Consider the following 26,673-nt stretch of genomic DNA (forward strand, 5'->3'; position numbering starts at 1 on the left):
CGCTACCGCAGCGCCTTCACATCCGCCGCAGCAACATTCGCCGGCTGCCCACCCCACGTCGCACGCAGATAATTCGCCAACTGCGAAAGCTCATCGTCGCTGAGCGTGGACGCGAACGCCGGCATCGCCTGCATATCCTCCAGACCCGCGAACTTCTGCGTATCGATACCATCGAGCATCGCCACGAGCAGATTGTGCGGATCGGCCTGACGCACCGTCGAGTTGCCGTTCATCGGCACCGCTACGTGCGGCTTGCCCTCGCCCGCCAGCCCGTGACAGCCCGCGCACACGGCGAGATACACCGAGCGGCCCGCCGCGAGCTGCGCCGCGTCGGCGTCCACGGCCTTCACGGGCTGCGGCGCGGGCGGCGTGTCGCCGAGCAGATAGACGGACAGCGCACGCACATCGTCCTTGTTCAGGTACTGCGTGCTCAGGTGCACGACCGGATACATCTCACCGAACGCCGAACCCTGCGGCGCGATGCCGACGCTGAAGAACGTCTGCAGGTCGGCGGCGGTCCAGCCGCGGCCAGCGAGGCCCGCGGGCGTGATATCCGGCGCGACCACGCGGCCGAGCGCGGCGCCCGAGAGCGGCTTCGCGTCGACGAGCTGGCCGAACACGTTGCGCGGCGTATGGCATTCGGCGCAGTGGCCCAGCGCGTTCGCGAGATAGCGGCCGCGCTGCCAGTCGGCGGACTGCCCCGCCGAGGCATCGGGCAACGCATCCTTCAGGAACACCATGTCCCACAACGCCATGCCGAAGCGCATGTTGTACGGGAACTTCAGCTCGTTCTCCCGGTTCGCCAGCGCGACCGGCTTCACCGTCATCAGGTAGGCGTAAATCGCGTCGGTGTCCGCGCGCGAGAGCTGCCGGTACGACGTATAGGGCATCGACGGATAAAGCCGCTTGCCGCGCGCGTTGCCGTCGTGCAGCGCGGCATAGAAGTCGTCGGCGCTCCAGTTGCCGATGCCATGGTCCTTGTCCGGCGTGATGTTCGAGCCGTAGAAGGTGCCATACGGCGAAGCGAGCGGCGCGCCGCCCGCGAACGGCGCGCCGTCCTTCGCGGTGTGGCATGCGGCGCAGTCGGCGGCTTTGGTGAGGTAACGGCCGCGTGCAACCTGCTCGGGCGTGGACGTGAACGCCGCGCCCGAAGTGGACGATTCCTCGCGGCCGCAGGCCGCGAGCGTGAGTGCGCAGGCGGCCAGCAGCACGCCATGCGCGAGGCGGTTGAGGAGAGCGCGCTTCATGCCGCGTCCTTCACGAGCCCGGGCGTGCTCATCACCACGTCCTTCACCGCCTCGTAGTAGCGAACGTAGCCCGTACAGCGGCAGATGTGGCCGTCGAGCGCGCTCATGATCGTGCTTTCGACATCGGCTTTCGCAACGGGCTCGCGCTTGAGGCGCTCGAGCAGCACGGTCGCCGCGTTGACGAAGCCCGGCGTACAGTAGCCGCACTGGAAGCTGAAGTGATCGAGAAACTTCTGCTGGATGGGCGAGAGCTCGACCACCTCGCCGGCTTCGTTGCGCTTCGCGTGGCCTTCGATCGTGCGGATCTTGCGGCCATTGAAGAAGTGCGCGCCCGTGATGCAGGTGCGCATTTCCTCGCTCGAGCCGTCCGGCTTGTCGAGGATGACCACGCATGCGTGGCAGACGCCCTGCCCGCAGCCGAGGCGCGAGCCGGTCAGGCCCGCGTACTCGTGCAGGAACTCGATCATCATGAGGCCCTCGGGCACCTGCAGCGGGCCGACTTCCTTGCCGTTGATGGTGAGCGAGAGCGCTTTCGGCTTGTACTGCACGAGCGGACGCTCAACGGGCGCGGGCGCTGCCGCGCCAGCTTGCGCGGAAGGTTGCGAGGCCGGTTGCGCGGCCGATGCAGCGTCGGGTTGGCTGGCTGCTTGCGGCGCAGCCTGAGAAGCAGCCTGAGAAGCCACCGCGGCGGCGCTGGCGCTGGCCGCGGATGCAGCGGATTGGGCGAGCGTCATGCGAGCACCTCCAGGATTTTTTGCGGGGTCACCGGCAAGTCGGTGAAGCGATGGCCGATGGCGTGCGCGACGCCGTTCACGACCGCGCCCACCACGGGAATCATCACCACTTCGGCGATGCCCTTGGGCGGATCGGTTTCCGAGAGCACCGGCAGCACTTCGCCGGTCTGCGTCCAGACGGCGACGTCCGAAGCGCGCGGCACGTGATACCGGTTGAAGTTCCAGGTGCCGTTGCCGGGGCCGTCTTCATAGAGCGGCAGATATTCGTGCAGCGCGTGGCCGATGCCCATGGCAACACCGCCCTGCAACTGGCCCGAGACGAGCTGCGGCGAGATCTGGTTGCCGCATTCCATGATCGAGTGGTGCGTGAGCAGCTCCACCTTGCCCGTGGCCTCGTGCACGGCGAGCTCGACGAGCGTGCCGACCGCGCTGTAGTAGGTCACCGCCGCGTTGTTGCGGCTCATCGGCGGGATGAACACGCGCTTGCGGTCCAGCACGCGATAGCCGTTCGCCGTGAGCGGCAGCGTCGTGGGCGCCATGGCAACTGGCGCGCTCTTGCTTGCGGCCGCGTCCGGGGCGGCGGCGGGCGTGCCGTTTTCGCCCGCGTTGGCGGTCGCTGGCGTGCCGTTCTCGCCCGTGCCGGCCGTGCCGTAGCGCAGCGAAAGACCGTCGATCGGCAGACGTTCGACCGCACCGCCGACATCGAATTCGGCTTCAGCCCATTGCCAGCGATTGAACACGTGCACGACCGCGCCGGTTGCGAGGCCCATCGCGTGGGCCTGTTTCGCGAGCTGCTCGAGCGGCAGCGGTTCGAGGCCGGCTGCCGTGAGCTTGCCGTCCACCCAGCGCGCGTCTTCGATGCGCACGACGAGCGGTGCGGCCTGCCCGCCGCCGATGCCCTGCGACCAGATCGACATGGCCGCCGGCCACAGGCCATAGCGGAACACGGCGCGCGCGGCTTCGCGCGTGCTGTGCGTGAAGTAGAACGCGGAGTTGGTGGCGCTCGACGGCGAGGCGATGTTGGGCGTCCAGCGCGGATTCACGCTGAACTTGTCCTGATCGGCCTGGCTCATGATGTAGGGGTCGCCGCTCGTGACCATCGGCAGGTCCGGCCAGTCGGTCACGGCCACGCGGATGTCCGCTGCGGGCTTGCCGAGCCACTTCGCCACGGCCACGGCCTGCGAGGTCGACATGCCCGTGCCGATCTCCGCGCCCGTGTGATGGAGCGTGATGGCGCCGTTCTCGTCGATCTCGACCTTCGCGAGCGATGCTTCGGAGCCCGTACCAAAGTCCTTTTGCACGCAGGCGAAGCCCACGCCGTAGCGCTTGCCCGGGTTGGCGACCTCGTACTCGGCCTTGCGCTTCGCGCGCTGCGTCCACAGCGGATGGGCCTTCGCGCGTTCAAGCACGTCGTCCACGCGGATCGCGCCCGCGGGGATCGCGCCCTGGGTGTTCTTCATGCCCGAGCGCAGCGCATTCTTCAGACGGAAGTCGATTGGATCGACCCCGAGCTGCGCGGCGATTTCGTCGATAGCCATCTCGGTCGCGGCCATGCTCTGCAGCGTGCCGTAGCCGCGCGCCGAGCCCGCGTCGATCGCGCGCGAGGCGATCGCCACGGTGGCGAAGTCGTTCTTCGGGAAGTAGTAGATCGATTGCGCGGCCGTCGCGCCCACCATCGCCACCGAAGGCGAGAAGTTGCAGCGCCCGCCGCCATTCGCCTCGAAGTCGCCCTTGAACGACTGCAGCAGCCCCGTCTTGCGGTCCACGGCGATGCGGTAATGCATCTTGAACGCGTGGCGCTTGAGCGAGGTCTGGAACTGCTCATAGCGGTCGTTCGCGAAGCGCACCGGGCGGCCGTCGCCATAGAGCGCGGCCACGAGCCCGTAGTACGGCACGTTGAAGTGATCCTTCGAGCCGTAGCCCACCGTGTAGCACGGGTGCAGGAACAGTTGCCTGACCGGGTAGTGGCTCTTCGCGGCCATTTCCGCGACCGATTCCGCGACTTCGAGCGGCGACTGCGTCGGCACCACGAGGTGCAGCGATTGCGTGGCGGCGTCGTACCAGCCGTTCGCGTTGTCGGGCTCGAGCGCGGCGGTGTCGATCGACTGCGTGTTGTACTCGCGGTCGAACACGAGCCAGTCGGCGGACGGATGGTCGAGTTCATCGGCGATCTGGGCGGCGTAGGCCATCCCCTGCTCGTCGACCTTGCCGTGCGCGTTGGCGTCCGGCCAGACCGGCAGATGCTTGCGCATCATGCTCGGGAAAATCGGCGCGTCCTTGAGGCTCGAATAGGCATCGTCGTCATACGGCGTCTTGCCGCCCACGCGGACGAAGCGGAAGGTGCCCCACGGGTCGCGTTCGAGCGGCCCGGTCACCGCGCCGTAGCGGATCACGTCGTCGCGGAACTTGAGCAGGTTCTTCGCGAAGCGGAAGCGCGCGAAATCGTGGTAGATGAGGATCGCGACCGCGTGGCCCAGGTAGGCCGGCGTCTTGCCCGCGGGCAGCAGCATGTCGTCGCCGTAGAACGCCGGGAACGCGACACCATCGCGCGCGAGGTCCTCGGCGGTGACGATGCGGTCGGGCTTGAGGTCGTCGCCGAGCAGCGTCAGGTCGAAGCCTTCATAGAGGCGGTCGGCCTGGGTCGCGCGCAGGATCAGCGCGTGAGCCTGCTGCTGCGGCCAATGGGGCATGTCCGACGCGCGCACATCGCGCGCGAAGATTTTCGAGCCCGTGACTTTGGCAATGCCGTCGATACGGAACTTGGGTGTGCCGTTGGCGGCATCCCATTTGACCGGTGTGAGGAGTTTTTCTTCGAACAGGGCAGCGAATGCGCGGCTGCCGAACGGCGCCACATATACCGCCACGCCCGCCAGCATGCTGGCTTTGAGAAAACCTCGCCGTGACAGGCCGTGGTTTTTCATGAGGGGACCTCCAGGTGCGTGCGCGACTCGCCAAGGCGACAGTTTGTGCCTTGCGGAGCGGCCCGCATTCTGGCATCCGCACCCGCTTGAGCCCATAGCGATATTCACATGTGGAACTTATTATTGCGCTTATAACCCCGGCGCCATGGGCGCTTGCGGCGCACATGGATTTGCTGCGTCTTGCATCCGGAGCCTGATCGAATGCAAGTATGAGCGGATTTTAGCCCGTCTGCGATATCGGGTGCCCGGGGAATGGCCGGGGGTGTTCGTGTCGCATCATCGGCGCCGCTCGCCGGCTTCGTCCTCGCGAGTATTGGGTCATCCAGAGCGACGGCGATGCCTTTCACCAGACAATATTAATCTGCATGACGAATTAACTGGGCTGACGAGGCGGCCCGGGCGTTCGCTTGCGGCTTTTACCCTTGGCCGTGCCAGCTCGCACCCCGGCCTGAGGCGCAGACATCAGCTCGCGCTTTTCGATGAGAAACGCCATCAACGCCCTGACCTTCGCATGCATCCGCTCGCGTGAAGGCGCGTAGAAGGTTCCATCGGCGAGCCGGGGCGATTGATTATTAAGCGGGTGCTACCAGTCAAGAAGCAATTGCGGCATCGCTCAATACCAATCCGCCGCGAGCCTTTCTCCGCGGGAAAGCATGCTTGAGGCATCCGCAATTTTCGTGCTGGCAAAAATCTCCCACACTTGGCCTCAGCGCCCATTCCCTGCGCCCTGCGGGTTCCATGCGGCGCACCATGCCACGGACAGCGGTTCAATCGGCCCTGCTCCGTAGCGAGATCGACCGTTGGCAGAGCCGCGGCATACCGATATCTGGAGACACGATGAACAGCCAACCTTTGGATCTGGGCGGGGCCTCGGCCCGCGATAGCTCGCCCGCTCCGCTCGCCACCGGCCAGCGCGAGGCGCTCAACCGCGCGGCAACGACGCTCGGCAGCTTCATGGACGAGATGCCCGTGGGCGCGCTGCACCGCTTCGTGGTGTGGGTTGTGGGGATCGGCCTGTTCTTCGACATGTACGAGATTTTCCTCGTCAGCTCGATCGGCTCGGCGCTGCAAAACGAGTACGGTCTCGACGGCCACAGCAACGCTTTCAAGCTGCTGCTCGCTTCGGCGTTCATCGGCATGTTCTTCGGGTCGCTTTGCCTCGGCAGCCTCGCTGACCGTATTGGCCGGCGCCGCGCGTTCCTGCTCACGCTCGTCTGGTACAGCGCGTTCTCGCTGATCGGCGCGTTTTCGGTCAACGCCATCATGCTGGTCGCCTGCCGCTTTCTCACGGGCGTGGGCGTGGGTGCGATCTATCCGGTCGCCGACAGCTACCTCTCCGAGATCCTGCCGAAAGACCGCCGCGGGCGCCTTGCGGCATGGGCCTATACCACCTCGTATGTGGCCGTGCCGCTCGTGGGCTTTCTCGCGGTCTGGCTCAATCCGCTGCATGCCGGCGCGATCACGGGCTGGCGCGTGATCCTCGCGATCGGCGGACTGGGCGCCGTCTTCGTGCTGGCCGTGAAGCATCGCCTTCCGGAAAGCCCGCGCTGGCTGCTCGCGCAAGGGCGCGTAGAGGAAGCGCATGCCACGCTGGGCCGGTTCGCGCAAAGTGCGGGCGTCGCCATGCCCGCCGCCTTTGCGGAATCCGGCGAACGCAAGCACCCGCTGCTGCTGCGCGAGCGCATTGCCCTGCTGGGCCGTGCGCCGTACGGCAAGCGCTACCTGATGCTCACCATCTTCCACCTGTTCCAGGGCTTCGGCTATTACGGTTTCGGCACGCTCGCCGGTGTCGTGGTGAAGAGCCGCGGCTTCGACGTGACGGGCAGCACGCTCTTCGTCGCGCTCTCGTTTCTCGGCTACCCCATCGGCTCGCTGCTCTCCGTGCCGCTGCTCAACTGGATCGAGCGGCGCACGCTCGTGATCGCCTCGCTCGTTGCGATCGCCCTGTTCGGCCTCGGCTTCGCTTATTCGAACCATATCGGCCTGATCGTCTTGTTCGGTGTCCTGACCACGTGCGCGTCGAATGTGTTCAGCAACGCCTACCACGTCTACCAGGCTGAGATCTTTCCCGCCAGCGTGCGCTCGACGGCAATCGGCAGCACCTACTCGCTCTCGCGTTTCGTCAGTGGCGCCCTGCCGTTCATTCTGCTGCCCGTGCTCAACCAGCACGGCCCGCTCGCGATGTTCGGCGTGATTTCCGCCGCCCTCGCCATTGTCGCGGTGACACTGCGCATGCTCGGGCCGCTCACCACGCGACGCAGCCAGGACGAGATCAATCCCGTCTGACGTTCACATCCGCCGCCACTCCCGTGTCATGGGCCGTGCGTCACGCCTCGCGTGGCCACGGCCCGCGCGCGTTTCAGGTGCGCGCCGACATGTAGTCGAACAGGCTCAGGACATCGGAACTCAACGCACTGCCCGCCTTCACCCCGACCCAGAGCGTGCGCGTCGCCCACGCGTCGCTGAGTTTCACTTTGGAAACACCGATCTTGCCGCGCTCGTCGCTGACCGAATCGCGCGGCAGGACGCCGATGCCCAGGCCCGCCTCGATCATGCGGCAGACGCCGTCGAAGTTCGACGCCTGAATGCGCAGCTTGAGCGAGCGCTCCACGGCGAACGCGGCGTCGGTCATGCGCGCGAGCAGCGAGCTGCCGTCGCTCAAGCCCACGTAGTCTTCGTCGAGCGTATCCGCGAAGCGGATGATGTCCTGCTGCGCGAAACGATGCCCCTGCGGCACGAGCAGCACCAGTTCGTCGCGCCTGTAGAGACGCCGCTCGATGCCCTGCGCGGGCACGTTGTCGGCGAACACGCCAATGTCGGCCTTGCCCGAGCCGAGCGCCTCCACGATCTCGTGGCTCAGGCGCTCTTCGAGACTGACCTTGATGCCCGGATGGCCGTTGAGAAAGCCCGCGAGATCGACGGGCAGGAACTGCACGATCGCCGACGTATTGGCCCACATGCGAACGTGCCCGCGCACGCCGGCGGCGTAATCGCCCATTTCGTTCGCCATGCGGTTGACCTGGTCGATGACGCGGCTCGCATGCTCGAGCAAGGCGAGACCGGCCGGGGTCAGCTCCACGCCACGCGCGCGCCGGATGAAAAGCGCGCAGTCCGTGACGCTTTCGAGCTCCGCGATGCGCTTGCTGACCGCGGAAAGCGTGAGCTGGCCATGCTCGGCCGCCTTGGTCAGGCTGCCGTGCTCCGCGACGAGCAGAAAGACCCGCAGCGACTGCAGATCGAAATGAAGCGGATTGACCATGGTGGATACGCTGGAGGAAAACCGTTTGAAGTGGCCATTGTGCGGCATCTATGTCGCGCGCGAAAGTAGCCCGCCGCAGGGTAGGCGGCTATCGCGTCCAGATGCGCAAAGCGGTGCCGTGGAGGTCCGCAAGCCGGCTGAGAATGAAAAAGACGCGCACGCGGCGCGTCTTTGTGCGGGCAACGAAAGCGACAAGCCCCGCGCAATGCGGCGCGGCACCGATCGAGAAAATGAGAAAAATTATTCCCCGATCGGAAACGCCGCGTGCCGGATCGTCAGATCAGCTCCGAGATCTCGATGAGATTCAGATCCGGGTCGCGCACGTAGACCGAGCGGATCTTCTGCGTCGCCCCCGTGCGCTCGACCGGCCCCAGCACAATCGGCCAGTCGAACTTGCCCAGATGCGCGATCACGTCGTCGAGCGGCACCGCTGCGATGAAACACAAGTCGAGCGCGCCCGGCGCCGGCACATGCGCCTTCGGCTCGAACTCCGAGCCGCGCACGTGCAGATTGATCTTCTGGTTGCCGAAGCGAAACGCGATCCGGCCCGCGCCGAATGTCTCGAGTTGCATCTGCAGCACCTCGGTGTAGAAATGCTTCGTGGCCTCGGGGTCCACGCAGGTCACCACCAGATGGTCGAGGTGATCGATCAGTGCCATGCTTCGCTCCTTAAAGAAATGCACGCTGCTCCGGCATGTCCTGCGCGCCGGCGGGCAACGGATGAAGGTCCATTCGGCGGCCGGCCTTGAGGATCTGGCTCGGCACGTCGTGCCCGATCAGCACCGGCAGACGCGCGGCTGCCTCGAGTATGGCCGCAAGATCCACGCCCGTGTCGTAGCCGTCGAGTTCGAGCATGTGAACGAGCTCTTCGGTGCAGACATTGCCGGTCGCGCCCGGCGCATAGGGACACCCGCCCAGGCCGCCGAGCGAGGCGTCAAAGCGCACGATACCCGCATCGAGCGCGGCAAGCGTGTTCGCGAGCGCCATGCCGCGAGTATTGTGGAAATGCAGTGTGAGTTCCAGGGCGCCGAATGCCTCGCTCGCGCGGGCGCACAGTGCGCGAACCTGGGCCGGATGCGCCATGCCGGTCGTATCGCAAAGGGTGAAGCCGTTCACGCCGCGCTCCGCGAAGCGCTGCATCCACTCGAGCACCGTTGCAGCGGGCACGTCGCCCTCCATCGGACACCCCATCGCTGTGGAAAGCGACACGTTGATGGCCACGCCGGTGCCGCGCACGGCCTCGATCACATCGGATAGCTGTGCGAACGACTGCTCGCGCGTCATGCGCAGGTTCGTGCGATTGTGGCTTTCGCTCACCGACATCACGAGGTTCACTTCACCGACGTTGCACGACAGCGCACGCTCCGCGCCGCGCACGTTGGGCACCAGCACCGTGTAGACGACGCCCGGCGCGCGTGCGATGCCGTGCATTACCGCTTCGGCGTCGCGCAGCGCTGGTATCGCCTTCGGCGACGTGAACGAAGTCACCTCGATCTTCGCGTAGCCGCATGCGCTCAGCTGGTCGATGAGCGCGATCTTGTCGTCGGTGTCGATGAACGCCGCTTCATTCTGGAAACCATCGCGCGTGGCGACTTCGTTCAGATACAGGCGCTGCGCCTGGGTGGCCGGTTTGGTCTCTTGTGTCATTGCCTTCGTCTCCGTTCAGATCACACCGCGCGCACGCCATGCTTCGCGCGTCGCGGTATCCACGCCGATGGATTCGAGCACGGCGTCCGTGTGCTCGCCGAGCGTGGGCGCGCTGCGCTCGATGACGCCAGGCGTGGCGTTCAGTTTCGGCACGATGCCGGGCACGCTCACCGGCGTGCCGTCGGGCAGCGTGTCTTCGACGATCATCTCGCGTGCCTGATAGTGCGGGTCGGCGGCAATGTCCGCGACGTCATAGATGCGCCCTGCCGGAATGCGTGCTTCGTTGAGCGCGGCAAGCACCTCGTCGAGCGTGCGGCGCGCACACCAGTCGCCAATCGCCACATCGATGCGCTCGACCTGGGCCACGCGCCCGTCGTTCTGTGCGAGCGCTGGATCGCTGCCGAGGTCCGGCCGCTCGATCAGCTCCATCAAGCGACGGAAGATGCTGTCACCATTGCCCGCGATCAGCGCGTACTTGCCGTCACTGCAGCGGTACGCATTGCTCGGTGCAATGCCGGGCAGGCTGCTGCCGGCAGGCTGGCGCACCGCGCCGAACACCGAATACTCGGGCAACAGGCTCTCCATCATGTTGAAGACGGACTCGTAGAGCGCGACGTCCACGACCTGGCCCTTGCCGCCGTGCTGCTCGCGATGGCGCAGCGCAAGCAGCACGCCGATCACGCCATGCAGCGCCGAAAGCGAATCGCCGATCGAAATGCCCACGCGCACTGGAGTGCGCCCCGGCTCGCCGCTTAAGTGACGCAGGCCACCCATCGCCTCGGCGACCACGCCGAAGCCGGGCCGGTCGCGATAGGGCCCGGTCTGTCCATAGCCGGACACGCGCAGCATGATCAGTCCCGGATTGATCGCGCTAAGCGCTTCCCAGCCGAGCCCCCAGCCTTCGAGCGTGCCAGGACGAAAATTCTCGATTAGCACATCGGTTTCCGATACGAGACGGCGGATCACATCCTGACCTTCGGGCGAGCGCAGATCGAGCGTGAGCGACTGCTTGTTGCGCGACTGCGCGGCCCACCAGACCGAGGTGCCTTCGTGCAGCAGGCGCCATTTGCGCAGCGGATCACCGGTGCCCGGCGGCTCGACCTTGATGACGCTCGCGCCGAATTCGGCGAGCATTTTCCCGGCGAACGGGCCTGCGATGAGCTGCCCGAGTTCCAGCACGCGGATGCCGGTGAGGGGACGTGACATGGCTGTCTCCAGAATGGTTTCGACTCTGGACACCATGATGAGCCGGATCACGCGCGTTGATAATCGACGGTTGCTCAATCTGGCTTGATCAAATGGAAAGGCTGGGCGGCGCCGGGCCGTGCGGCATGGCGCGCGTAGTGGGAACGGGAGCCGCCAATTTCCGCATCGGAAAGTCGAGTGTCGCAATGAGCAAGCCGCGCCGGTCCGGCGCGCTCCACAATGCGGCCTCGTCGTACCCCATGACCCAGCGCGCCATTTGTTTCGCGCGTTTCCGCTTCCGCTCATTTTTTTCGCGCCCGCCCATGACCCGCTCCGCTGCGCCAACCCAGATCGTCTTTCTCGACCGCGCTACGCTCCCCCCGCAAACGCGGTTACGTCCGCTGCCGTTCGAGCATGTCCTGCATACGTTCGAGCGCACCGCACCCGCCGAAGTCGCGCAGCGCATTGGCGACGCCGAGATCGTCATCACCAACAAGACACCCATCACGGCGGCGGCGCTTGCGGCGGCACCCCGGCTACGCATGATCGCGGTGGCCGCCACGGGGACGGACAACGTCGACCTGCGGGCCTGCGCTGCGCGCGGTGTCATCGTCAGCAATATTCGCGACTATGCGGTGCACACGGTGCCGGAACATACGTTCGCGCTGATCTTCGCGCTGCGGCGCAGTCTGCTGGCCTATCGCGAGGCCGTGCGCGCCGGGCGCTGGCTCGAATCGGGTCAGTTCTGTTTTTTCGATTTTCCGATCCGCAACTTGGCCGGCTCGACGCTGGGGATCGTCGGCGCAGGCGCGCTCGGCCGTGCGACGGCCGACATGGGGCGCGCGCTGGGACTGCGCGTGATATTCGCCGCTCATGAGACGCGGAAGGATCACGAGAGTGGCACAGGCTCGGACGACGAACGCATGCCTCTCGACGCGCTGCTCGCGCACAGCGACATCGTCTCGCTGCACTGCCCGCTCACGCCCGCGACGCGCCACCTGATCGATGCGGACGCGTTCGCGCGCATGGCGCGCCGCCCGCTCCTCATCAATACCGCGCGCGGCGGGCTCGTGGACGAAGCGGCGCTCGTGCAGGCGCTGCAGTCCGGTCAAATATCGGGGGCAGGTTTCGATGTCGTGTCGGAGGAACCCCTGCCGGCCACGCACCCGTTTCAGGCGCTACTCGCACACCCGGGTTTCATTCTCACGCCCCACGTGGCATGGGCCAGCGACGAGGCCACCCAGGCGCTCGCCGATCAACTGATCGACAACATTGCAAGCTTTTATGCCGGCCAACCGCGCAATAGCGTGCACCCACATTGATTACGAAACCGGCGTTTCCTGCCGGAAACAAGCGACAGATGAAGAGCCGATGCCGCGAAACAAATGACAAGGGGCCCTTGCGGGCCCCTGCAATGACGCTCAGTCTTTCAGACTTGAAAGACAATCTCCGTCATGACGCTCACGCCATTGCCGGATGCGCTGCAAACCATTCATCGACGGATTGACGCGCCTTGTGCTCCACCATGCTGACCACCATCAGCACGTCGATCTTGAGTTTGGGAAACACAAGCTCCACGCCAGGCAGGGCGACGCCGCGCACTTCATCCTTTGCCCCGTTTATTTCCGCGCGGCACAGCCATTGCGTGTCCGTCGCGTCCGCTTTCGTATCGACATTGATTTGAAAGCCTCGGTATTCGATCGCCATACACCCTCCGCTACCTGTCAAAACGTAAACATTTCATCGCTAAATTGCGACGAAGTCGCGAATATAGCACTGCTTCGCAATCCGTTCAGTGACGCGGGCACGCGTGGCAAAAAAAGAATTTCTGTATTGCATTCAATGGGCAAGTAATGGCTTGCGCATCCGCCAGCCCACGATCGACAGCGATATGCCCGAAACAACCGCAGCAAGCGATACGTAATACGCGGGGGCCAGCGTATCGCCGGTCCAGTGAATCAGCAACTCGGCGATAGTGGGCGCGAATCCGCCGAGCAGCGTCACGCCGAGGCTATACGCGATCGACAATCCGGCCGAGCGCATCCGCACCGGAAAGATCTCGGACATCAGCGCCGGCATCGGGCCCGAATAGGCGGCCTTGAAGATGCCCGCCGCCCCCTGCAGCACGAGCAGCCATCCGAGCGTCGGATGCGCCTTGAGCAGCGCGAACATGGGGTACGTGAGCGCCGCCAGCAAAATCGACGTGGTGAGCATGATGCGCAGGCGTCCGATGCGATCGGACAACGCGCCCATCACGGGCGAAAGCGCGAATTGCAGGCCGCCGTTGAGCACGACCACGCCAAAAGAAGTCGCCGCGGCCATATGCAGTTGCTTGACCGCATACAGCGGCATATAGAGCTGGAGGATATACACGCCCACCGTCGATTGCGCGACGATGCCCACGGCGAGCAGCAAATCGAGCCCGCGGCGGCCGGCCGGTTCGTTCGTCCCGGCAACCGCTCGCTGCGCGCTCATCGCCTCGCGGTTCGCGAGAAACTCCGGCGTTTCGTCGAGATGCGAGCGAATGTAATAGCCCACCGGGCCCAGCACGAGCCCGAAGAAAAACGGCACGCGCCACCCCCACGAAGCGAGCGCCGCAGGCGGCAGCCAGAGCGCCAGCAGCGAGCCGAAAGCCGCCGCGAGAATTGCTGCGGCGCCCTGGCTGGCGAATTGCCAGCTGGCGTAATAGCCGCGCCTCGTGCTGCTGTGCTCGACCATAAACGCGGTCGCGCTGCCGAATTCACCACCCACTGCAAATCCCTGCACGAGGCGCGCGAGCAGGACGAGCAACGGCGCCGCGAGACCGATCGTGGCATACGGCGGCATCACAGCCATTGCGAGCGTGCCCGTCATCATGAGCGCGATGGCGAGCGTCAGTGCAGCCTTGCGCCCTTGCCTGTCGCCATACATGCCTAGCACGATGGCGCCGAGCGGGCGCATCAGAAACGAAATGCCGAACGTGCCGATCGCGAGCAGCGTCGAGAGCCACTCGTCGTGCACGGGAAAGAACTGCTTCGCGATCACGGGCGCGAAATAGCCGTAGACGAGAAAATCGAACCATTCGAGCGCATTGCCAATGGACGAGGAGAACACGATGCGACGCACCATGGCGCGCGTGAGCGGCGGCTTCGCGCTGCCGGCCCCCTCCATCTCCACGACATCCGCTACGGACTGCGAATCGCTTCTCATGTCCCGTCTCCCTGCTCTATTGTTTTGCTCTACTCATCGATCCAACCGAATCGGTCGCAGGCGTTCCAGCACGGTCCGGCTGCGCTGCGCACGCAGCCGGACCGGCGCAACCCTGTGCTCAGAACCCTGCCGCGAGACCGTCGCGCCGCGTATCGCTTGCCGCCACGTAGCCGCGCTCGGGATCGTTGCGATCGAGCTTCCAGATGAACTGGCCGGAGCCGAAGTCCATGTACGGATCGTCGAAACCCTTGATCTCGTGGCCGCGCGCCTCCAGGGCCCGCGCAACCTGCGGATCGAACGTCGATTCGATATCGACCGTGAAATCGCGGTTCACCTTCCAGCGCGGCGCATCGCACGCGGCCTGCGGCTGCTGGCCGTAGTCGAGCATGCGCACGACCGTCTGCAGATGGCCTTGCGGCTGCATGTCGCCGCCCATCACGCCGAAGCTCATGACCGCCTCTTCGCGGCCGTCCACCTGCTGCGAGAGGAACGCGGGAATGATCGTGTGGAACGGACGCTTGCCGCCGCCGACGACATTGGGCGAGACCGGGTCCATCGAGAATCCGCAGCCGCGATTCTGCAGCGCAATGCCCAGCCCCGGCACCACCACGCCCGAGCCGAAGCCCATGTAGTTCGACTGAATGAAGCTCACCATCATGCCGCGTTCGTCGGCAGCGGACAGATAGATCGTGCCGCCCGACCTCGGCATGCCGAAATTGAAATGCGTGGCGCGCTTCGGGTCGATGAGTTTCGCGCGCGACTTGAGATACGCGTCGTCGAGCATCTGCTCGGGCGTCACTTCCATCGAGCCCGGATCGGACACGTAGCGATAGACGTCGGCGAAGGCAAGCTTCATCGCCTCGATCTGCAGATGCTGCGATTCAATGCCATCGCGCGGCAACGAGGCGACGTCGAATTGCTCGAGTATGCCCAACGCGATGAGCGCGGCAATGCCCTGCCCGTTGGGCGGAATCTCGTGCACCCGATAGCCGCGGTACGCCTTCGAAATCGGCTCGACCCATTGCGCGCGATAGTTGCGCAAGTCGTCGAGCGTGAGCGCCGCGCCGCCTTCGCGCGCGAACGCGGCGATGCGCTCGGCGATTTCGCCTTCGTAGTAGGCACGCGGTCCCAGCTCGGCGAGCCGCCGCAGCGTGGCCGCGTGTCCCGGCAGGCACACGCGCTCGCTCACTTCGGGCGCCCGGCCGCGCGGCATGAACGTGTCCGCAAAGCCGGGCTGGTCGCGCAGCTCGGGAATGGCGGCCTGCCATTTACGCGCGACGATCGAAGCAAGGGCGTAGCCGCGCTCGGCAATTTCGATCGCCGGCGCCATCAGATCCGCGAACGGCAGCGAGCCGAATTTCGCGTGCAGCGCTTCCCAGCCGGCAATCACGCCCGGCACGGTGACGGTATCCCAGCCGCGTTTCGGCTGTTTCGCGAGGCCGTTTTCCTCGCCGTATTTGCGCCGGAAGTAATCGGGATTCCAGGCCGCGGGCGCCGTGCCCGAGGCATTGAGCCCGTGCAACTGCGTGCCGTCCCAGACGAGCGCGAACGCGTCGCCGCCCAGCCCGCACGACACCGGCTCGACCACGGTGATGGCCGCCGCCGCCGCGATCGCCGCGTCCACGGCATTGCCGCCCTTCCAGAGCATGCGCAGGCCCGCCTGCGCCGCGAGCGGATGCGAGGTCGAAACGATGTTGCGGGCGAACACCGGCAGGCGCGGCGTCGAATAAGGGTTCTGCCAGTCGAAGCGTGTCATGGCGATATGGGCTGGAATGGTCGGAAAAAGGCAGTCCGTGCGGGCTGCGCGGCAAGCCGCGCGCCCAGACAATACGGATGCACCCGTCAATATGACGATTATCTTGAAGGCTCAAGCGAAAAAATATTAATATTTTGTTTTCGATACTTAAATTTTTCTTTCATGCTTTCCCTGCGCATGCTGCGTACCCTGCAAGCCGTGGCCCGTAGCGGCTCGTTCGCCCTCGCCGCGGAAAAGACCGCGCTCACGCAGGCGGCCGTGAGCCTGCAGATGCGCGGGCTCGAGGAGGCACTGGGCCGGCAGATCTTCGACCGCCGCGCGCGCCAGGTGGCGCTGACGCGCGAGGGCCGCGATATCTGCGCGAAGGTCGAGCGCATTCTCGAGCTGATCGACGAGTTGCCGGCCCGCGCCGACGATACGATCCGCGGCTCGGTCATCGTCGGCGCCGTGGTCTCCGTGATCGGCGCGCTCTCGCTCGCCGTAGCGCACCTGAAGACCGGGCATCCCGAGCTCGAAGTGCGGCTCACCTCCGCGCGCTCCGCGGAGCTCGCACACATGGTCGAAGCCGGCGAAGTCGATCTCGCGGTGGTGGTCGGCAACTCCGACGGCACCCTGCATGAGTCGCTCGCGTGGACACCGCTCTATGAAGAGCCGCTCATGCTGGTGGCCAGCCGCGCCACGGCAGGCGGCGACGCGCGCCGCATCTTGCGCGAACGCGGCTTCCTGCGCTTCGACCGCCGCGTGCCGACAGGCGTGGTGATCGACGAAGCGTTATGCACGCTCGGCATCAAGCCGCAGGAGTATCTGGAGCTGAACTCCATCGAAACGATCGTCTCGCTCGTGCGCAACGACGTGGGGGTGAGCGTGCTGCCGGTCCTTCACAACGGCAACTGGCACGACGATGCGAACCTGCGGCTGATTCCCCTTTGCAATCCACCGTTCATGCGCACGGTGGGCATGATTCACCGTAAGTCGAACAAGCGGACGTTGCTTTTTACTACGCTCGCGGAAATGCTGCGTTGACCGATCATTAGCGATCCGAACCGATATCCAACGGTTAAAAGCTGAAAGGCACCCCGAAAGAACACCGACATCGTGCATACGCACTCATGGAACGGTTTCCGACAATCGCTTAAGCTAGCGCCATCCTCCGCCCACACGCTCCATGCAAAGTTCGCCCCTCTCCCGGATGACGAAGCCTGGCCACGGACCCGTCAGCTGGGCGCTGGTCCTGCTGTGCGCCGTGGCGCTCGCGGCGTGCCAGCTCCCGCCGCCGCGCGAGCGCACGCATTCGGTCGCCCTCACCGCCGTGCAGGCGCGCGGCACCGCACTGGGCGTGGCGATCGAAGGCGCGCTGGCGACGCATCCGGACCTGACCGGCATCGATCCGCTCACGAATCCGCTCGAAGCCTTCGCCTCACGCGTGGATCTCGTGCGCACCGCGCAGCGCACGCTCGACGTGCAGTACTACATCTGGCGCAACGACCTCACCGGCACGCTCCTGCTCGAGGAACTGCGCGAAGCCGCAGACCGCGGCGTGCGCGTGCGCCTCCTGCTCGACGACAACGGCGTTCCCCATTCGCTCGACGGCACGCTCGCGGCGCTCGATGCCCATCCGAACATCGAGGTGCGCCTGTTCAATCCGTTCGCCGTGCGCAAGCCGAAGTTCATCGGCTACCTCACGGACTTCTCGCGCCTGAACCGGCGCATGCACAACAAATCGCTGACCGCCGACGGCATCGCCACGATCCTCGGCGGGCGCAATATCGGCGACGAGTACTTCGGCGCCACCGATGGCGTCCTCTTCGCCGATCTGGACGTGCTCGCGATCGGCCCGGCGGCCACGGATGTCGCGCAAGACTTCGACCGCTACTGGGCGAGCGCGCCGGCATGGCCCGCGCATGAAATCCTGCCCGCGCCGCCACCCGGGGGGCTCGACGCGCTCGACCGCGCGGCGCACGCGGTTCAGGACAATCCCGCCGCTGCGGCCTATACCGCAACGCTTAACGAGAAGACCGATGTGAGCCGGCTGCTGGACGGCACGCTGCCGCTCGAATGGGCCCGTACGCGGCTCGTGAGCGACGACCCCGCGAAAGCACAAGGCAAAGCCGCGCCGGAGTCGCTCGTGCTCAGCCAGTTGCGCGACATCCTCGGCGAACCCGAACGCGAGCTCGACCTCGTCTCGCCCTACTTCGTTCCCGGCGAGGTGGGCACGCAGTATTTCACGCGGCTCGCTTCGCGCGGCGTGATCGTGCGCGTGCTCACGAACTCGCTCGAAGCCACCGACGTGCTGCCCGTGCACGCCGGCTACGCGCGCCGCCGCAAGCCGCTCCTGAAAAGCGGCGTCGAGCTCTTCGAATTGCGCAGGGCCGCGGGCGCGGGCAAGGAACAGGCGCCGGGCATGTTCGGCAGCTCGGGCTCGAGCCTGCACGCGAAGACCTTCGCGGTGGATGCTCAGCGCGTCTTCGTCGGCTCGCTCAACTTCGACCCGCGTTCCGCCAACCTGAATACCGAACTCGGCCTCGTGATCGAAAGCCCCGTGCTCGCGAGCCGCATCGAATCGGCGTTCTGGACCCAGGTGCCCCAGCTAGCCTATCAGGTGAAGCTCGCCCCCGACGGCTCGCTCTACTGGATCCGCCAATCCGGCGATAACGTCATCCGCTATGACACGGAGCCGAACTCGCGCTGGAGCACGCGCCTTGCGGTCTGGTTCTTCTCCATCCTCCCCATCGAGTGGCTGCTGTAAGCGCCACTGCACATTTTTTTTCCGAAACGAAACTCGCGCCCCCAGCGCGCTGCGCCCGGGTAATTCCCGATTCCCTCAAAGTTGTCTATACAAGAATATCGGACTATCTCATCGTCCGCGCCTGCGGGCGCCCTGTCTGCTTATCGAAATCGGAGCCGCCCGTGGCCATTCCCGAATCCGTCGTCAAGCTCGAGCCCGAAGGCCGCAAGTTGCTCGAAACGCGTTCCATCGACTACATTCCCGACGCGGAACGCCACGGCAGCCTGTTCAGCCAGTTCACGCTGTGGCTTTCGGCCAATCTGCAGGTCACCGCGATCATCACGGGCGCGCTGGCCGTCGTGCTCGGCGGCGACGTGTTCTGGTCGCTCATTGCGCTCTTGATTGGACAACTCGTGGGCGGCACGGTCATGGCCCTGCACGGCGCGCAGGGGCCGCAGCTCGGGCTGCCCCAGATGATCTCCAGCCGCGTGCAGTTCGGCGTCTATGGCGCGGCCATTCCCATCGTGCTCGTCTGCATCATGTATGTGGGCTTTTCGGCGAGCGGCACCGTGCTCGCGGGCCAGGCGACCGCCCAGTTGCTGAACGTTTCCGATACGACCGGAATTTGCCTGTTCGCGGCGCTGATCGTCGTGCTGACGATCCTCGGCTACCGCTCGATTCACTTCGTGGGCCGCATTGCGAGCGTGATCGGCGTGCTCGCGTTCGTCTACATGTTCGGGCAGCTCTTCGCGCATCACGACGTTGGCGCCCTGCTCGCCAACCGCCACTTCTCGATGGCGAGCTTCCTGCTCTCCATGTCGCTTTCCGCCTCGTGGCAAATCGCATTTGGCCCTTACGTCGCCGACTATTCGCGCTACCTGCCGCGCTCGACTTCGCCTGCGAAGACGTTTTTGGCCGTCGGCCTCGGCTCCGTGATCGGCGCGCAGGCCGCGATGGTGTTCGGCGTATTCGCCGCGGCACTCGCCGGGCACGCGTTCGCGCATCACGAAGTGGCCTATATCGTCGGTCTCGGCGCGAGCGGTGCGGTCGCGGCCATGCTGTATTTCAGCATTGCGTTCGGCAAGCTCACCGTCACCACGCTCAACGCCTATGGCAGCTTTATGTCGATGGCGACGGTCGTCAGCGCGTTTCGCGCGCGGCGCACGATCTCCACGCACCACCGCCTCGTCTATATCGTCGGCATGGTGGGGCTTTCGACGCTGGTCGCGCTCGCCGGGCGCCATTCGTTCCTCAAGGAATTCACGGCGTTCATCCTGTTCCTGCTGGCGTTCTTCACGCCGTGGAGCGCCATTAATCTCGTCGATTACTACTGCTTCACGCAATCGCGCTACGACGTGCCCGCGCTCTCCGACCCCAACGGGCGCTATGGCCGCTGGAACGTGAGGGCCATCGCCATCTACGTGCTGGGCGTGATCGTGCAGTTGCCGTTCATCTCCACGAGCTTCTATACGGGTCCGTTCGTCGACGCGCTGGGCGGCACCGATATCTCGTGGATACTCGGGCTCGTCGTTCCGGGCGTGGTCTACTACGTCACCCTGCGCAGCGCTCCGCAGGCGATTCCCGACCGCCTGATTCTGCCGGTCGAGCAAGAGTGAGGCGCCGCCGGCGCAGTGCGCGATCGGCGCACTGCGCACGATCTCTTTGAATGCCCTGAAATGAAAATGGCTCTGGATGAACAATCATCCAGAGCCATTTTTATTGCGCACAACGCGCGTAATCGCGTGGACTTCGCGGCTTCAGGCCGCGGCGGCGTTCAGGGCCTTCACGGCATCGAGCGCGCCGCCCACCATCTCGCGCAGCGTCGGCTCGACCTTCTCCGCGAGCGCGGGCGCGTAATCGAACGGAGCGTGCTCGTTCATATAGGTAGACTGGCACATTTCGAGTTGAATGCCGTGCATGCCATCGACCGGCGCGCCGAAATGGCGCGTGATATAGCCGCCCTTGAAGCGCCCGTTCGCCACCCATGTATAGGCACTGCCCGCAGCCGCCTGCTCGACGCGCGCCTGCACCGACGCGTGCGCGGTGCGACCTTCCTGCGTGCCGATATTCAAGTCCGGCAGCTTGTCTTCGAACAGACGCGGCAACACGCTCGCGATCGAATGCGCCTCCCAGAGCAGCACGTTCGCGTGCTGGCTGCGCAGGCGCTGCAGTTCGGCACGCAGCGTGTCGTGATACGGCTGCCAGTAAGCGGCCACGCGGCGCTGACGCTCGGCGGCGTCGGGCGTACAGCCCTCACGGTAGAGCGGCTCGCCACGAAACGTTTCGGTCGGGCACAGCGACGTGGTCGTCTGGCCCGGATAGAGACTTTCGTCGTTGGGCGGACGGTTCAGGTCGATCACGTAGCGCGACACGCGCGCGCCCAGAATCGTCGCGCCCAGTGCCTTCGCGAAAGCATAGAGGCGGTCGAGATGCCAGTCGGTATCGGCGAGGCTCAGCGCGACATCCGTATATTGCCCGCGCAGCGCCTCGGGAATGGACGTGCCCAGATGCGGAATCGAAATGAGCAGGGGCGCGTCGCCCCGCTCGAGTGTGTAGAGATCGGTCATGAGTCGGTCCATTCAATAGATTAGGGCCTGTTATTAGCGTGAACAGGCCCCTAAGGCGCACATTGTCGTGCTCGCGGCGCTTACGCGTCGGTCAGCAGGCGTGCGAGCGTCTTGCGATAGTCCGCGTAGAGGCGCTCCTCCGCACGATGGCGCCGGCCCTCGACCACTTTCTCGCCGGCCGTGTAGACGTCGAGCACGGGCGTTTCGCCGTGTTCGCAGAACACGACCGAAGAGAGCCACGTTTGCGGCGTCTTTTCCGCGAGATCGGGATGCTGCGGATCGAGCACGATCCAGTCGGCACGCGCGCCCGCTTCGAGCGCGCCCACCGCACGGCCAGCCGCGCGTGCGCCGCCCGCCAGCGCGGCGGTATAGAGCCGGTCCGCCACGTTTGCCGACTGCGGTGCGGCAAGCACGTTGCGCTCGCGCCTCACGAGACGCTGGCCGTATTCGAGCAGGCGCAATTCCGAGCGCCAGTCCACGCCGATATGGCTATCCGAGCCCACGCCGAACACGCCTTGCGCTTCGAGGTAATCGTGCGCCGGGAAAATGCCATCACCGAGATTCGCTTCCGTGGTGAGGCACAGCCCCGCCACCGCGCCGCTCTTCGCGAGCGCCTGGGTCTCCTGTGCGTCGACGTGCGTCGCGTGCACGAGACACCAGCGCGCGTTCACGTCGAAACGGTCGAGCAGCCATTGCACGGGGCGCGCACCTTCGGTCTCTACACAGGCGTCGACTTCGGCGGTCTGCTCGGCGATATGGATATGCACCGGCGCACCGGGCAACGACGCATCGAGCCCTTCGAGCAGCGTGCGCAACGATGCCTGCGAGACCGCGCGCAGCGAATGCGGCGCCACGCCGTAGCGCAATGCGCCGTGCTCGGGCCGCTCGCCGCGCACCGTCTCGATGATCGAAAGCAGTTGCTCAGGCGTGTTGATGAAGCGGCGCTGGTCGTCGCGCGGCGGGCGCGAGCCGAAACCGCTGTATTGATAGAGCACCGGCAGCATCGTCATGCCGACGCCGGTCTCGCTCGCGGCGTCCACCACGCGCTGAGCAAGCTCGGCCGGATTGGCATAGCGTTGCCCATCGTGCGCGTGATGCACGTAGTGGAATTCGCAGACGGACGTATAACCGGCCTTGAGCATCTCCACATAGAGCCAGCGCGCGATGGCGCCGAGGTCGTCCGGCGTGATGCGCGCGGCGAAGCGATACATCAGATCACGCCAGCTCCAGAAGCTGTCGGTGGGGTTGGCGCGGTATTCGGTGAGGCCGGCCATCGCGCGCTGGAACGCGTGCGAATGAAGATTAGGCATGCCTGGCATCACCGGGCCTGCCGCCTGCGCAACGCCTGCGGGCGCGGTGGGAAGATCGGCCTGGACGCGTTGCAGGGTGCCCGTAGCGTCCCATTCGAGCAGCACGTTGCGGCGCCACCCTTGCGGCAGCCAGGCATGCGCCGCGAACAGCGCGCGAGAGTTGGAATTCATGTTCGATGCCTGATTCATGCGTTCAAATCGTGTTCAAACGACGCTCGAAGACGGTCTTGCCGCCGCGCACGACGCGCGCGCAAAGCGGCCGGCCGATCCAGTAAGCGAGCTCCGCGAGCGATTGCACGTCCCACACCGCGAAGTCCGCCGGACGTCCTTCGGCGAGCGTGCCGTGGCGCTCGGCATCGCCGAGCGCACGCGCCGCGTGTTGCGTCACACCCTGCAGCACTTCGGGCACGGTCATGCGGAACAGCGTGGTCGCCATGTTCATCATGAGCAGCAGCGAAGTCGTCGGCGACGTGCCGGGGTTGCTGTCCGTCGAAATCGCGATCGGCACTTCGTAGCGGCGCAGCAATTCGAGCGGCGGCAATTGCGTCTCGCGAATGAAGTAGTAGGCGCCGGGCAACAGCACCGCGACGCTGCTTGCGGCTTTCATGGCCACCACGCCCGCCTCGTCGAGAAACTCGAGATGGTCCGACGACAAGGCGCCGTAGCGCGCGGCCAGCGCCGCGCCGCCGCTATTCGACAATTGCTCGGCGTGCATCTTGACCGGCAGATTGCGGCGCGCGGCCGCTTCGAACACGCGCTCGCTTTGCGCGATCGAAAAGCCGATGCGTTCGCAGAACACGTCCACGGCATCGACGAGACCTTCGTCGGCCAGGGCGGGCAGCATGCGCTCGCACACTTCGTCGATATAGTCGTCGGCGCGGCCCGCGAATTCGGGCGGCAACGCGTGCGCGCCGAGGAAGGTCGTGCGCACCGTGACCGGATAGCGCTCGCCGAGCTGGCGCGCGACGCGCAGCATCTTGCGCTCGGCGGCGAGTTCGAGGCCGTAGCCCGACTTGATCTCGACGGCGGTGACGCCTTCGGCGAGCAGCGGCTCGAGGCGCGCGGCCGATTGTGCGTAGAGTTCGGCTTCGCTCGCAGCACGCGTCGCGCGCACCGTCGAAACGATGCCGCCGCCGTTGCGCGCGATTTCTTCGTAGCTCACGCCCGCGAGGCGCTGCGCGAACTCGTCGGCGCGCTGGCCGCCGTACACGAGGTGCGTGTGGCAATCCACGAGGCCCGGGGTCACCCACGCGCCCCCGAGGTCTTCACGCGGCCACTGCGCGAATTGCGCCGGCAAGGCCGATGCCGCGCCAAGCCACGCGATCTTGCCGTTGTCGACGGCGATTGCGGCGTCTTCGATGGTGTCGCGCGGGTCGCCCTGCGCGCACAGTTTCAGGTGATGCCAGACAGTCTGGTTCATGGAGATTGCGCGGCGCTGCGAAGCGCCGCGTCGCTATCAATCAGGTTCTCAATCCGCGTGCGCGTTCACGATGTCCAGCGCGATGGCGAGCAGCGCGCCCTCGCCTTGGGTTTCGATTCGAACGGCACGTCCAGAATCCGCTGCAGCGGTGGTGTCGATGCGCAGCGTGTCGCCGGCCGCGAGCCGCGTGGGCTCGCCGCCATTCACGCCTACGTTCACTGCGCCCTGCGCGCAATAGAGCAGCACCGTGTCGGCTTCGATGCGGCGCGCCACATTATCGCGCCACACCTCGAACGACGCGCGCGCCGCGTCGCGGCGCACCATCAGGTTGAAGTCGCGCGTGGGGCCGTCGACGAGGCGCGCGTCGATCGGCGCTTCGCCATCGAAGCGCGCGACATCGAGCGCGCGCGTGAGCGTATGCGTGCGCACGAGCGCGCCGCCAGAGGGCGCACCGCCAGAGGGCGCGCCGCCATCGGCCGCCATCTCGTCGAGCACCATGCCGGCGCCTTCGAGCAGCACCAGCGTGCGCGCCACGCCTTCGAAGCGCGAAAACGGACCCGCTTGCGCGACGTCCGCTACGCTCACGCGCCACGCGAACGCGTCCAGCGCCGCGCCGGACACCCCATTGGGCACCGCTTTGGGCACATACGCGACCGCGATCTCCCGCGTGACGCCGCCGCCATTCTTCCACGGCGACGCCACGAGATCGGCGCCGCGCAGCAGCGTGAGCTGCGCGGTACCCGTTTCGTGGGCCTGACTCATCGGCCCAGCATCGGCAGCTTGAGACCCGCTTCGCGCGCCGTCTGCTGCGCGAGCTCGTAGCCGGCATCCGCGTGACGCATCACGCCCGTCGCCGGATCGTTCAGCAGCACCCGGCCCAGACGCTCATGCGCCGCCTGCGTGCCGTCGGCCACGATCACCACGCCCGAGTGCTGCGAGAAGCCCATGCCCACGCCGCCGCCGTGGTGCAGCGACACCCACGTTGCGCCGCCTGCCGTGTTCAGCAGTGCGTTGAGCAGCGGCCAGTCGCTCACGGCGTCCGAGCCGTCCTTCATCGATTCGGTCTCGCGGTTCGGGCTCGCCACCGAACCCGTGTCCAGGTGGTCGCGGCCGATCACGACCGGCGCCTTCAGCTCGCCGTTCTTGACCATCTCGTTGAACGCCTGGCCCAGACGATAGCGATCCTTCACGCCCACCCAGCAGATCCGCGCCGGCAGACCCTGGAACGCAATGCGCTCGCGCGCCATATCGAGCCAGTTGTGCAGGTGCGGATCGTCGGGGATCAGCTCCTTGACCTTCGCATCCGTCTTGTAGATGTCCTCAGGATCGCCCGAGAGCGCCACCCAGCGGAACGGACCCTTGCCTTCGCAGAACAGCGGGCGGATGTACGCCGGCACGAAGCCCGGGAAGTCGAACGCGTTTTCCACGCCCATTTCCAGCGCCATCTGGCGGATGTTGTTGCCGTAGTCGAGCGTCGCCGCGCCGCGTTCCTGCAGCGCGAGCATCGCGCGCACCTGGTGCGCCATCGACTGTTTCGCCGCCTTCACGATGCTTTCCGGCGCGACCTTCTGCGCCTCGCGCCACTGCTCGACCGTCCAGCCCTGCGGCAGGTAGCCGTTGATCGGGTCGTGCGCGCTCGTCTGGTCCGTCACGCAGTCCGGCGTGATGCCGCGCGCCACGCATTCGGCGAACACGTCTGCCGCGTTGCCCAGCAGGCCCACCGAGACCGGCTTGCCCGTCTTCTTCGCTTCCTCGACGATGGCCAGCGCCTCGTCCAGCGTCTTGGCCTTGCGGTCCACGTAGCGCGTCTTCAGGCGGAAGTCGATGCGCGTCTCGTCGCATTCCACCGCGATCATCGAGAAGCCCGCCATCGTCGCGGCCAGCGGCTGTGCGCCGCCCATGCCGCCGAGGCCGCCCGTGAGGATCCAGCGGCCGCTCGGGTCGCCCTTGAAGTGCTGGTTCGCCACCGAGAAGAACGTTTCGTAGGTGCCCTGCACGATGCCCTGCGAGCCGATGTAGATCCAGCTGCCCGCCGTCATCTGGCCGTACATCATGAGGCCCTTGCGGTCGAGCTCGTGGAAGTGCTCCCAGGTGGCCCAGTGCGGCACGAGGTTGGAGTTCGCGAGCAGCACGCGCGGCGCGTCGGCGTGGGTGCGGAACACGCCCACCGGCTTGCCCGACTGGATCAGCAGCGTTTCGTCTTCGTTCAGGTCCTTCAGCGAGGCGAGGATCTGGTCATAGCACTCCCAGTTGCGCGCGGCGCGGCCAATGCCGCCGTACACGACGAGCGCGTGCGGATGCTCGGCCACTTCCGGGTCCAGATTATTCTGGATCATGCGGTAGGCGGCTTCGGCCAGCCAGGTCTTGCACACCTTCTCGCTGCCGCGCGGCGCGCGGATCGTGCGGGACGGATCGAGGCGGGGATCGGTGAAGTTGGGATGGTTCATGGCGTTCGTTCGTCTCGGGATGGGGTTTCTTGCGCGGCGCGGCCTGTGTGCCCATACCGGGCGATGACCTCAAGCGGTGTCGCTGCAACGTGAGAGCTAGTCTACCGCTGGTAAGTTGTATATACAACTCGTTTTGGTGAGTTGGGCCTAGGGAGTTACCCTGGCCGGGGTTTTTTGCGGGAAATAAAGGGAAACGATGGGGTCGAACACTAAATGGTGTTCTTGTTGACTAGACAAGAATGTCCATGGCGCGTGGGCCAGGTGAT

At 65.8% G+C, this 26,673-nt stretch carries 22 protein-coding genes; 6 read left to right on the forward strand and 16 right to left on the reverse strand.

Going from position 1 to position 26,673, the window contains the following annotated elements:
- Positions 1-2 precede the first annotated feature (2 nt).
- The 3 genes from E1956_RS21020 to E1956_RS21030 are packed head-to-tail and all read right to left on the reverse strand — an operon-like array spanning position 3 to position 4,902.
- On the reverse strand, positions 3-1,247 hold the full coding sequence (locus E1956_RS21020; protein WP_134752561.1) for a cytochrome c: 1,245 nt from the start codon (positions 1,245-1,247) through the stop codon (positions 3-5).
- Positions 1,244-1,981 carry a (2Fe-2S)-binding protein gene (locus E1956_RS21025; RefSeq protein ID WP_134752563.1) on the reverse strand — a complete coding sequence of 246 codons (738 nt, stop codon included), beginning with the start codon at positions 1,979-1,981 and terminating at the stop codon, positions 1,244-1,246. The genes E1956_RS21020 and E1956_RS21025 overlap by 4 nt, the downstream gene beginning before the upstream one ends.
- Entirely contained in the window at positions 1,978-4,902 is a 2,925-nt protein-coding gene (locus E1956_RS21030) for a xanthine dehydrogenase family protein molybdopterin-binding subunit (RefSeq protein ID WP_134752565.1), read from the reverse strand. The genes E1956_RS21025 and E1956_RS21030 overlap by 4 nt, the downstream gene beginning before the upstream one ends.
- Positions 4,903-5,739: 837 nt before the next feature.
- Here E1956_RS21030 and E1956_RS21035 point away from each other — a divergent pair.
- On the forward strand, positions 5,740-7,188 hold the full coding sequence (locus tag E1956_RS21035) for an MFS transporter (protein ID WP_134752567.1): 1,449 nt from the start codon (positions 5,740-5,742) through the stop codon (positions 7,186-7,188).
- Positions 7,189-7,261: 73 nt separating this feature from the next.
- On the opposite strand, the gene E1956_RS21040 is transcribed toward E1956_RS21035, so the two are convergent.
- Positions 7,262-8,161 (reverse strand): LysR family transcriptional regulator, encoded by a 900-nt coding sequence (locus E1956_RS21040; protein WP_134752569.1) that lies wholly within the window; start codon positions 8,159-8,161, stop codon positions 7,262-7,264.
- On the opposite strand from E1956_RS21040, the gene E1956_RS21045 reads away from it, so the two are divergent.
- Positions 8,160-8,462, forward strand: a complete 303-nt coding sequence (locus E1956_RS21045; RefSeq protein ID WP_134752571.1) for a hypothetical protein — start codon at positions 8,160-8,162, stop codon at positions 8,460-8,462. The two genes, E1956_RS21040 and E1956_RS21045, sit on opposite strands and share 2 nt — an antisense overlap.
- Here E1956_RS21045 and E1956_RS21050 read toward each other — a convergent pair.
- The 4 genes from E1956_RS21050 to E1956_RS21065 all read right to left on the reverse strand — a co-directional run bounded on the left by E1956_RS21050 (position 8,437) and on the right by E1956_RS21065 (position 11,318).
- Positions 8,437-8,820: a VOC family protein gene (locus tag E1956_RS21050; RefSeq protein WP_028221947.1), complete on the reverse strand. Its 384-nt coding sequence runs from the start codon at positions 8,818-8,820 to the stop codon at positions 8,437-8,439. The two genes, E1956_RS21045 and E1956_RS21050, sit on opposite strands and share 26 nt — an antisense overlap.
- Positions 8,821-8,830: 10 nt before the next feature.
- Positions 8,831-9,808: a hydroxymethylglutaryl-CoA lyase gene (locus E1956_RS21055; protein ID WP_134752573.1), complete on the reverse strand. Its 978-nt coding sequence runs from the start codon at positions 9,806-9,808 to the stop codon at positions 8,831-8,833.
- Between the two features lie 15 nt (positions 9,809-9,823).
- Positions 9,824-11,014: a CaiB/BaiF CoA transferase family protein gene (locus E1956_RS21060; protein ID WP_134752574.1), complete on the reverse strand. Its 1,191-nt coding sequence runs from the start codon at positions 11,012-11,014 to the stop codon at positions 9,824-9,826.
- Positions 11,015-11,102: 88 nt separating this feature from the next.
- Positions 11,103-11,318 carry a hypothetical protein gene (locus tag E1956_RS21065; RefSeq protein WP_134752576.1) on the reverse strand — a complete coding sequence of 72 codons (216 nt, stop codon included), beginning with the start codon at positions 11,316-11,318 and terminating at the stop codon, positions 11,103-11,105.
- Here E1956_RS21065 and E1956_RS21070 point away from each other — a divergent pair.
- Positions 11,317-12,315 (forward strand): D-2-hydroxyacid dehydrogenase, encoded by a 999-nt coding sequence (locus E1956_RS21070; RefSeq protein ID WP_134752578.1) that lies wholly within the window; start codon positions 11,317-11,319, stop codon positions 12,313-12,315. The genes E1956_RS21065 and E1956_RS21070 overlap by 2 nt on opposite strands.
- Positions 12,316-12,454: 139 nt before the next feature.
- Here the strand turns inward: E1956_RS21070 and E1956_RS21075 are convergent, their stop codons facing one another.
- The 3 genes from E1956_RS21075 to E1956_RS21085 form a co-directional block, all read right to left on the reverse strand.
- On the reverse strand, positions 12,455-12,700 hold the full coding sequence (locus tag E1956_RS21075) for a hypothetical protein (RefSeq protein WP_134752580.1): 246 nt from the start codon (positions 12,698-12,700) through the stop codon (positions 12,455-12,457).
- A gap of 132 nt (positions 12,701-12,832) precedes the next feature.
- Positions 12,833-14,143, reverse strand: a complete 1,311-nt coding sequence (locus E1956_RS21080) for an MFS transporter (RefSeq protein WP_134754694.1) — start codon at positions 14,141-14,143, stop codon at positions 12,833-12,835.
- A gap of 157 nt (positions 14,144-14,300) precedes the next feature.
- A complete protein-coding gene (locus E1956_RS21085) occupies positions 14,301-15,938 on the reverse strand; it encodes a gamma-glutamyltransferase family protein (RefSeq protein WP_134752582.1) in 1,638 nt (545 codons plus the stop codon).
- A 162-nt stretch (positions 15,939-16,100) separates the two neighbouring features.
- Between E1956_RS21085 and E1956_RS21090 the strand changes: the two genes are divergently transcribed.
- The 3 genes from E1956_RS21090 to E1956_RS21100 all read left to right on the forward strand — a co-directional run bounded on the left by E1956_RS21090 (position 16,101) and on the right by E1956_RS21100 (position 20,279).
- Positions 16,101-16,961, forward strand: coding sequence for a LysR family transcriptional regulator (locus E1956_RS21090; protein WP_134752584.1), 861 nt, complete (start codon positions 16,101-16,103; stop codon positions 16,959-16,961).
- A gap of 166 nt (positions 16,962-17,127) precedes the next feature.
- Complete coding sequence (locus E1956_RS21095) at positions 17,128-18,684, forward strand: phospholipase D family protein (protein ID WP_134754696.1); 1,557 nt, start codon at positions 17,128-17,130, stop codon at positions 18,682-18,684.
- Positions 18,685-18,893: 209 nt separating this feature from the next.
- Positions 18,894-20,279 (forward strand): purine-cytosine permease family protein, encoded by a 1,386-nt coding sequence (locus tag E1956_RS21100; RefSeq protein ID WP_134754698.1) that lies wholly within the window; start codon positions 18,894-18,896, stop codon positions 20,277-20,279.
- Between the two features lie 141 nt (positions 20,280-20,420).
- Here E1956_RS21100 and hutG read toward each other — a convergent pair whose 3' ends face one another.
- From hutG to hutU, 5 genes are all read right to left on the reverse strand, one after another.
- On the reverse strand, positions 20,421-21,230 hold the full coding sequence (gene hutG, locus E1956_RS21105) for an N-formylglutamate deformylase (RefSeq protein ID WP_134752586.1): 810 nt from the start codon (positions 21,228-21,230) through the stop codon (positions 20,421-20,423).
- An 80-nt stretch (positions 21,231-21,310) separates the two neighbouring features.
- Positions 21,311-22,711, reverse strand: coding sequence for a formimidoylglutamate deiminase (locus E1956_RS21110; protein WP_134752588.1), 1,401 nt, complete (start codon positions 22,709-22,711; stop codon positions 21,311-21,313).
- Between the two features lie 22 nt (positions 22,712-22,733).
- Positions 22,734-23,960 carry an imidazolonepropionase gene (hutI, locus tag E1956_RS21115; RefSeq protein WP_134752590.1) on the reverse strand — a complete coding sequence of 409 codons (1,227 nt, stop codon included), beginning with the start codon at positions 23,958-23,960 and terminating at the stop codon, positions 22,734-22,736.
- 48 nt (positions 23,961-24,008) lie between these two features.
- Positions 24,009-24,722, reverse strand: a complete 714-nt coding sequence (locus E1956_RS21120; RefSeq protein WP_134752592.1) for a HutD/Ves family protein — start codon at positions 24,720-24,722, stop codon at positions 24,009-24,011.
- A complete protein-coding gene (gene hutU / locus E1956_RS21125; protein WP_134752594.1) occupies positions 24,719-26,407 on the reverse strand; it encodes a urocanate hydratase in 1,689 nt (562 codons plus the stop codon). The genes E1956_RS21120 and hutU overlap by 4 nt, the downstream gene beginning before the upstream one ends.
- Between the last annotated feature and the right edge of the window lie 266 nt (positions 26,408-26,673).

It is taken from the genome of Paraburkholderia pallida (assembly GCF_004524855.1).
Classification (GTDB): Bacteria; Pseudomonadota; Gammaproteobacteria; order Burkholderiales; family Burkholderiaceae; genus Paraburkholderia; species Paraburkholderia oxyphila.